General features: G+C 38.9%; 8 protein-coding genes. 7 read left to right on the top strand and 1 reads right to left on the bottom strand.

The window, feature by feature from the left end:
* The first annotated feature begins 73 nt into the window (after positions 1 to 73).
* The 7 genes from QZ019_RS08775 (at position 74) to QZ019_RS08805 (ending at position 6,405) form a co-directional block, all read left to right on the top strand.
* Complete coding sequence (locus tag QZ019_RS08775) at positions 74 to 1,075, top strand: LacI family DNA-binding transcriptional regulator (protein WP_295484318.1); 1,002 nt, start codon at positions 74 to 76, stop codon at positions 1,073 to 1,075.
* Between the two features lie 431 nt (positions 1,076 to 1,506).
* On the top strand, positions 1,507 to 2,580 hold the full coding sequence (locus tag QZ019_RS08780; protein WP_040909536.1) for an alcohol dehydrogenase catalytic domain-containing protein: 1,074 nt from the start codon (positions 1,507 to 1,509) through the stop codon (positions 2,578 to 2,580).
* 152 nt (positions 2,581 to 2,732) lie between these two features.
* Positions 2,733 to 3,740: a galactose ABC transporter substrate-binding protein gene (locus QZ019_RS08785; protein WP_249085156.1), complete on the top strand. Its 1,008-nt coding sequence runs from the start codon at positions 2,733 to 2,735 to the stop codon at positions 3,738 to 3,740.
* 27 nt (positions 3,741 to 3,767) lie between these two features.
* Positions 3,768 to 4,628 carry an L-ribulose-5-phosphate 3-epimerase gene (locus QZ019_RS08790; RefSeq protein ID WP_009144330.1) on the top strand — a complete coding sequence of 287 codons (861 nt, stop codon included), beginning with the start codon at positions 3,768 to 3,770 and terminating at the stop codon, positions 4,626 to 4,628.
* 146 nt (positions 4,629 to 4,774) lie between these two features.
* Complete coding sequence (locus QZ019_RS08795) at positions 4,775 to 5,257, top strand: PTS glucose transporter subunit IIA (RefSeq protein WP_277296193.1); 483 nt, start codon at positions 4,775 to 4,777, stop codon at positions 5,255 to 5,257.
* An 18-nt stretch (positions 5,258 to 5,275) separates the two neighbouring features.
* The gene (gene yfcE, locus QZ019_RS08800; RefSeq protein WP_009144332.1) at positions 5,276 to 5,851 is read left to right on the top strand and encodes a phosphodiesterase; all 576 of its coding nucleotides are present in this window, start codon (positions 5,276 to 5,278) and stop codon (positions 5,849 to 5,851) included.
* A gap of 98 nt (positions 5,852 to 5,949) precedes the next feature.
* Positions 5,950 to 6,405 (top strand): YhcH/YjgK/YiaL family protein, encoded by a 456-nt coding sequence (locus QZ019_RS08805; RefSeq protein WP_009144333.1) that lies wholly within the window; start codon positions 5,950 to 5,952, stop codon positions 6,403 to 6,405.
* 207 nt (positions 6,406 to 6,612) lie between these two features.
* Here QZ019_RS08805 and QZ019_RS08810 read toward each other — a convergent pair.
* The coding region (locus QZ019_RS08810) for a transposase (protein ID WP_295484325.1) at positions 6,613 to 6,716 on the bottom strand (104 nt) is incomplete at its 5' end.

A 6,716-nucleotide genomic window follows, 5' to 3' on the forward strand; every position in this document is an offset into this window, starting at 1 on the left:
TTAAATAAAGGCATTTAATATTATATATTTATTATGTTTTTAGAAAATTTTTTCTGTGCTTCTGAGGATACTTATGAAAAATAATAAAGAAAAAGAAGTTACTATCGTTGATATAGCTAAGTATCTGCAACTGTCGAATATTACGGTATCACGCGCATTCTCAAATCCTCAGCTTGTAAAGCAAGAAACCAGAGAATTGATTTATGAAACAGCCGCCAAACTGAAGTATCGTCCAAATGCTTTTGCCCGCAGTTTAAAGACCAATTCAAGTAAATTAATCGGGGTTATTACCGACAGTACGTATAATCCCGTGTATGCTCAAGTTGTGAAAGAATTGTGCGAGAAAGCAGACAAGAACGGATATACCTTAATGATGTTTGAAACCGCTGGCAGCTCAATCAATGAAGAAAGAGCGCTTGATGCCTTATTCAGTTATAAAGTAGCCGGAATCGTGTTATCGGTAGTTCATGATATAAAAGGGTACAAGCCGTCTTACGTACAGCGGGCCCGTGGCTATAACATTCCCTTGGTGCTTTTGGATCGTGATATAGACGGTTATCGCTTGCCCGGTGTGTTTTTGAATAATTATGAAATAGGGGTGAAGTGCGGCAATTATTTGGCTCAAAAGGAAATTAAAAAGTTGCTGATTGTAGGCGGACCTGAGGAATCTTTGATTACTCAGGAGCGTATTAAAGGAATTTTATCGATTCTTGAAACAAAGCAAGTCGATTATGAAATCGTTTATGCGGATTATGCTTATGATAAAGCAAAGGAAAACTTAAAGACTTATTTTAAGACGCTTCCTAATCCCCCTTTTCATTTTGTAGGAATTAACGGACTCATTTCTCTTGCCTTTATCGGTATGTGCAGGCAATACGGCATAAAAGACGTGGATTATTTTTCAATTGATGAGGTTCCTTATGCTAAAGACTTCGGTTTTGATATTCCTTGCGTCTATTCAAGTCCTTTTGAATGGAGGCAGAAGATCTCGGAATTGCTGTTTAATCTTATAGAGAACAATAATTCGTCTAAGTTTAATGAAAGACTATATGTATTAGGAAAAGTAATTGCTTAATAGCAAAAGGAATAATGGGTAAAGCCTATTATGGTCGGAACTCTGTCTGCAGCGGTTTTGCCGGTGCAGTTTGCAGCTGCATGATAGGGTAAAAGACCTATACAAATTCTATAAACCTTAAAGTAAAAAGAACTAAAAGTAAGGAAGATTAAGCTGTAATCAAATATTTTTACATTATATATCAAATGGTTATTTATAGAAACATTCTTCGATGTGATTTTACGGGGCGTAATCGTAGCTCTTTATAAGAAAAGCAAAATTCAGCCAAAAATATGTCGTAATTCTCAAAATAAAGCTTCAATTTTTTTTATTGAACAAGTTTGCAACATAGATCACTATCTTTTTATTTTTTTAAAACAATAATGATAACGTTATCATTTAAAGACAAAAGCTACATTTTCGTGGCTTACTAAAACATGAGGACAAAAAATATGGCTCAAATTCCGGCAAAGATGAAGGCACTGGTAAATCACGGTCCGCACGATTATCGTTTGGAAATGATTGACACTCCTATGCCCGGTCCTAATGAAGTTTTGATTAAAGTCGGCGCATGCGGTATCTGTGCCGGTGACATCAAGTGCGAAGCAGGCGCTAAGATGTTCTGGGGAGAGAATCCTTGGGTTAAGACTCCGGTAGTCCCTGGCCATGAGTTTTTCGGTACCGTAGTAGCTATGGGCGAAGGCGCAGAAGAGCATTTCGGCGTTAAGATGGGTGAACGCATTCTTGCCGAGCAGATTCTTCCTTGCGGTAAGTGCAGATTCTGCAAATCAGGCCAGTATTGGATGTGCCAGCCTCACGACATGTACGGTTATCAGGGTAAGATCGCCGACGGTGGTATGGCTGAGTACATGCTTTTCCATCCGAATTCAGTTATTCATAAGATCCCTGATGCTTTGTCTCTTGAAGACGCAGCTTTTATTGAGCCGATGGCTTGCTCAATGCATACTACCGAAAGAGCTAACATTCAATTTGAAGACGTCGTAGTTTTGGCAGGTGCCGGTACTTTAGGTCTCGGTATTGTTCAGGCTGCAGCATTGAAGCATCCTAAGAAGCTAGTTGTTCTTGATACTATTGAGGCTCGTTTGGAACTTGCCAAGAAGTTCGGTGCCGATGTTGTCATTAACCCGGCAAAAGAAGACGCTTTGAAGGCAATTCTTGATATGACTGACGGCTATGGCTGCGATGTTTATATTGAAGCCACCGGCAATCCGAGAGGCGCGGTTCAGGGTCTTGAAATGACCAGAAAGTTAGGCCGCTTCGTTGAGATGAGCGTATTCGGTGCTGACGTAACTGCCGACTGGTCAATTATCGGTGATCGTAAGGAACTTGATATTTTGGGCGCTCACTTAGGACCTTATTGCTACGACACCGTAATCTCTTTACTTGAAAGAGGCTTGATTACTTCTAAGGGCATCGTAACTCATACTTTCGATCTTGATCATTGGAAGGAAGGATTCGAGACCGCTCACGGCAAGGATGCAATTAAAGTAATTCTTAAGCCGTAATTGAGAAATGTTGAGGAAATCAGTGTTTCTCAACAAGCGTTTTATTTATCTGAAGTAAAATGTATTGCCTATATGGGAGTGAAAACAGCACTGTCATATAGGCTTTTTTGTATCAGATCCGGTCTTTATCAACATTTTTAAGAAGGTTTGTTATGAAAGTAAATAATGCTTTAAAAGTAACCGTCGTTTGTTCTCAACTTTTGCTTGCCTCTTCAGTTTTTGCTGCAGAATCTAAATCTGCCGATGTTTTTTATTACAATTTAACCGATTCTTTCATAGCAAATCTTGACAAGATTCTGACACAGGAAGGATCAGAGCAGGGAATAAATTTAAAAAAATATAACGCGGCAGATGATGCCTATGCGCAAAGTGAAACTTTGGATATTGCGCTTGCCGATAAAAAAGATACTCCCCTTTTAATTAATTTGGTTGATTCTTCTTACGCTGGTGAATTTTTGGCATCTTTACCTAAAGATACTACTCGCCAGATTATTTTCTTTAATCGTAATGTAAGTGACGCAGTTTTAGCTTCATATGATAATGCGTGGTTTGTCGGAACCTCTCCGCGTGAGTCAGGTCGTTATCAGGCAGAAATCTTGGTTTCTTATTTAAAAGCCCACCCTGACTATGACAAAAATAAGAATGGGGTTTTGGATTTGGTGATGTTAAAAGGTGAGCAGACCCATCTTGATGCTGTGTTGAGAACCCAGGAGGTTTTGAAGGTTCTAAACGAACAGGGAATTAAATATAAAGTAGTATTTAGTGCTAACGCAAATTGGCAGTTCCAAAAAGGCTTTGATTTTATGGACCAGGCGGTAAGTTCTCTTACTTTCAATAATATTGAGGCTGTAGTCTGCAACAATGATGCAATGGCCATGGGAGCAATCACCGATCTTAACCAGTACGGTTACAATCTTGAAGATGCAAACAAATATATTCCGGTTCTGGGTATTGACGCTATTCCTGAAGCCAGAAAAGCCGTAGAGGAAGGAAGAATGCTCGGGACAGTGTGCAATGATGCGACCAAGTTAAGCGAAGTATTGGTAACGATGGTAAAGCTTGATACTAAAGACTCAGAGGAAATATCTAAAGCAATCGGATTGCCTGTTTTAGATAAAAGGATCTCAATTCCGTATCACAAGATTTGCAATGCGCAATAATACTAAATTTGCATGAGGAGTTTATCCATGAGAATTCATCCGCTTGGTATATATGAAAAAGCGCTGCCTAAAGATTTGACATGGAAAGAGCGTTTTGAAATCGCAAAACAATCAGGTTTTGACTATGTTGAAATGTCAGTTGATGAAACTGATGAACGGTTATCGCGCCTTGATTGGACTAAACAACAGCGTAAAGATTTCGTGTCAACCAAGATTGATTGCGGTATTTTGACCCCGTCAATGTGTCTTTCCGGTCATAGAAAATATCCTTTTGGCAGTCATGATCCTAAAATCCGTCAAAGAGCGTATGACATCATGGCTAAAGCTATTGAGCTTGCCAATGATTTAGGTATTCGCAATATTCAGCTTGCAGGTTATGACGTTTATTACGAAGAACAGGATGAGGGGACTTTGGAACGTTATGACGAAGGTATGCGTAAAGCAGTTGAAATGGCTGCAGGTGCTCAAGTTATGCTTGCTACAGAAATTATGGATACTCCTTTTATGAGTTCAATTACCAAGTGGCAGCGCTGGAATAAAATGCTTAATTCACCGTGGTTCGGTGTTTATCCTGATGTCGGTAATTTAACTGCTTGGAATAATGATTTGGATCAGGAACTTTCAAGCGGAATTGACAAGATCACGGCTATTCATTTGAAAGAAACTTTACCGGTAAGCAATACTTGCAAAGGACAGTTTAGAGATTTGCAATTCGGTGAAGGTACTGTTGATTTTGTTAATATTTTTAAGATATTAAAGAAATTAAATTATCGCGGCAGCTTTATGCTTGAGATGTGGGGGGACAAAGTTGATGACCCTATCGGTAAGATAGTAAAAGCCCGCGAGTATATTGAACAGAAGATGGCTGAGGCAAATTACCAGCCTTGATTTTAAATTTGTTTTACGATTAAGTACTAAGCCGAATGGGAGTCTCATTCGGCTTTTTTACGTATTGAGTATCCTTTTGTTGCTATGCAAATTGGTATAATTCAGTAGTGAAAATTAAGTCAAATAGTAAATTTTAGGAGTCGGTCATGTTTTTTGTAAAAGATAAAGGCGAGCCCATATATGCAGCGATGAGCGGTCATGTCGTATCTATAGGTGATGTTGATGAGCCGATTTTTGCAGGAAAAGTCGTAGGTGACGGTGTTGCGATCGTCCCTGCTGACGGTGATGCTGTAGCTCCGATTTCAGGTGTTATTTCGTTTATCTCAGATCAAAAACATTCATACGGTATTACCGGAGATAACGGTATTGAAGTTTTGCTGCATATTGGTATTGATACTGTTAAGCTTGAAGGAAACGGTTTTACTCCATTAGTAAAAAAGGGTGAGAGAGTTCAGGCAGGTCAGCCTATTTGTAAAGTTGATTTGGATTTTTTAAGACAGAAGCGTTTTGATATCACCTCTCCGCTGATTATTACATCAGGCTCTGTTGACAGAATTAAGCGTTTAACTTTAAGAACCGGACAGGCAGTGGCAGGAGAAACTGTGTGCATGCGTTATGTCGTAAGATAGTCAATAACGGGTTTAAATATGCGCTATTTAGTTTTATCTGATATTCACGGCGGAGCAGAGGAAACTGCTCTTGCTTTAGAGTTTTATAAAAAGTTTTCTTGTGATGCAATTGTCCTTTTAGGTGACCTTTTAAATCATGGTCCGCGTAATAAAATTCCCGGCAGTTACGCGCCGATGGAAGTAACTACACTTTTAGATCTTTATAAGGACAAGATTGTAGCAGTAAGGGGTAATTGTGACGGGGAGGTTGACGGAATGATGTTTTCCTTCCCGTGTAATGCCCCTTACGGTTATTTGTTTATAGAAAAAGACGGAAAAATTCGCAGAATTTTTTATACTCACGGACATCTTTATGATTTTAAGACTGAAGATGGAATAAAAAAATTAGGTTTAAAGCGCGGAGATATTGTTTTGTCCGGACATACTCATATCTCAGGCGTTTTTGAATATGCGAACGGTATCATTAATATCAATCCTGGTTCTATTTCAATTCCTAAAGGAGGGACCGCTGCAGGCTTTGGTGTTATTGATAATGATCAGATCTCTTTATATGAATTAAACGGTACAAAAATCAAAGAATTTAAGCTTTGGTAAATGTTTTTGAGAAGTAAATAGTATTTTTGAATTTTTCTTGTTTTCAAAAATACCAGATCGGGTATTATCAACTCATCTGATTAATTTAGGAGAATAAAATGTTCGCGTCAAATATTGCCTTGGCTAAAAAATATGATTATCTTGCCGAAAAGTTCACTAAAGCTTATGACTGGCTTGCCAACAATGACGTTACCAAGATGGAAGATGGTCGTTATGATATTTGTGATGGAGTGTTCGCTTTAGTTCAGCGTTATACCACCATGCCGTTTGAAAAGGCTCGTTTTGAAGCCCATAACGATTATTTTGATATTCAGTATATTGCAGAAGGTGAAGAGTCTTTTGGCGTTGCCCTGCGTTCTGACTGCGAAGTAGAAGAAGAGAAACTTGAAAATGATTGCATTTTCTTCAAGGCTCCTAAGTTCTATACTCCGGTAAATCTTAAGAAAGGCGATTTCGTCGTTGTTCCTCCAGAAGAGGTTCACCAGCCGCGTGCTGCTTATCAGGGTAAAGAAATGCCGGTTGTAAAAGTAGTAGTAAAAGTAGCAGTTAAATAATTATTGCTGGTTTTCTTTAGAAAAGCTCGGTTTGGTCTCCGGGCTTTTTTTATTTGTAAAAATATAAGCTAGAGCCAAAAAGATTAAAAACTTTTGCAGTCAATAGTAAAGGATAAAAGGCAAGCAATAAGTTTTTTATCAAAAAAAGATCAGCGGCTAAAACCCCGTCCTTTAGGGCGGAGATCATCGCGAGGAGAAACTCAGTGTTTAATCAGGCGTTTTCTGCCGGTCAATATATTGACGGATAATAGATATGGGAGCACCGCCGCATGAGGAAGCGAAATAAGAGGGAGACCATAAAGCCTTGCCCC

The sequence above is a fragment of the uncultured Succinatimonas sp. genome (genome assembly GCF_905203285.1).
Classification (GTDB): domain Bacteria; phylum Pseudomonadota; class Gammaproteobacteria; order Enterobacterales; family Succinivibrionaceae; genus Succinatimonas.

Excerpts from the sequence above, each read along its gene's own strand:
- QZ019_RS08775 (WP_295484318.1), top strand. The coding sequence starts at position 74 with ATGAAAAATAATAAAGAAAAAGAAGTTACTATCGTTGATATAGCTAAG.
- QZ019_RS08780 (WP_040909536.1), top strand. The coding sequence starts at position 1,507 with ATGGCTCAAATTCCGGCAAAGATGAAGGCACTGGTAAATCACGGTCCG.
- QZ019_RS08785 (WP_249085156.1), top strand. The coding sequence starts at position 2,733 with ATGAAAGTAAATAATGCTTTAAAAGTAACCGTCGTTTGTTCTCAACTT.
- QZ019_RS08790 (WP_009144330.1), top strand. The coding sequence starts at position 3,768 with ATGAGAATTCATCCGCTTGGTATATATGAAAAAGCGCTGCCTAAAGAT.
- QZ019_RS08795 (WP_277296193.1), top strand. The coding sequence starts at position 4,775 with ATGTTTTTTGTAAAAGATAAAGGCGAGCCCATATATGCAGCGATGAGC.
- yfcE (WP_009144332.1), top strand. The coding sequence starts at position 5,276 with ATGCGCTATTTAGTTTTATCTGATATTCACGGCGGAGCAGAGGAAACT.
- QZ019_RS08805 (WP_009144333.1), top strand. The coding sequence starts at position 5,950 with ATGTTCGCGTCAAATATTGCCTTGGCTAAAAAATATGATTATCTTGCC.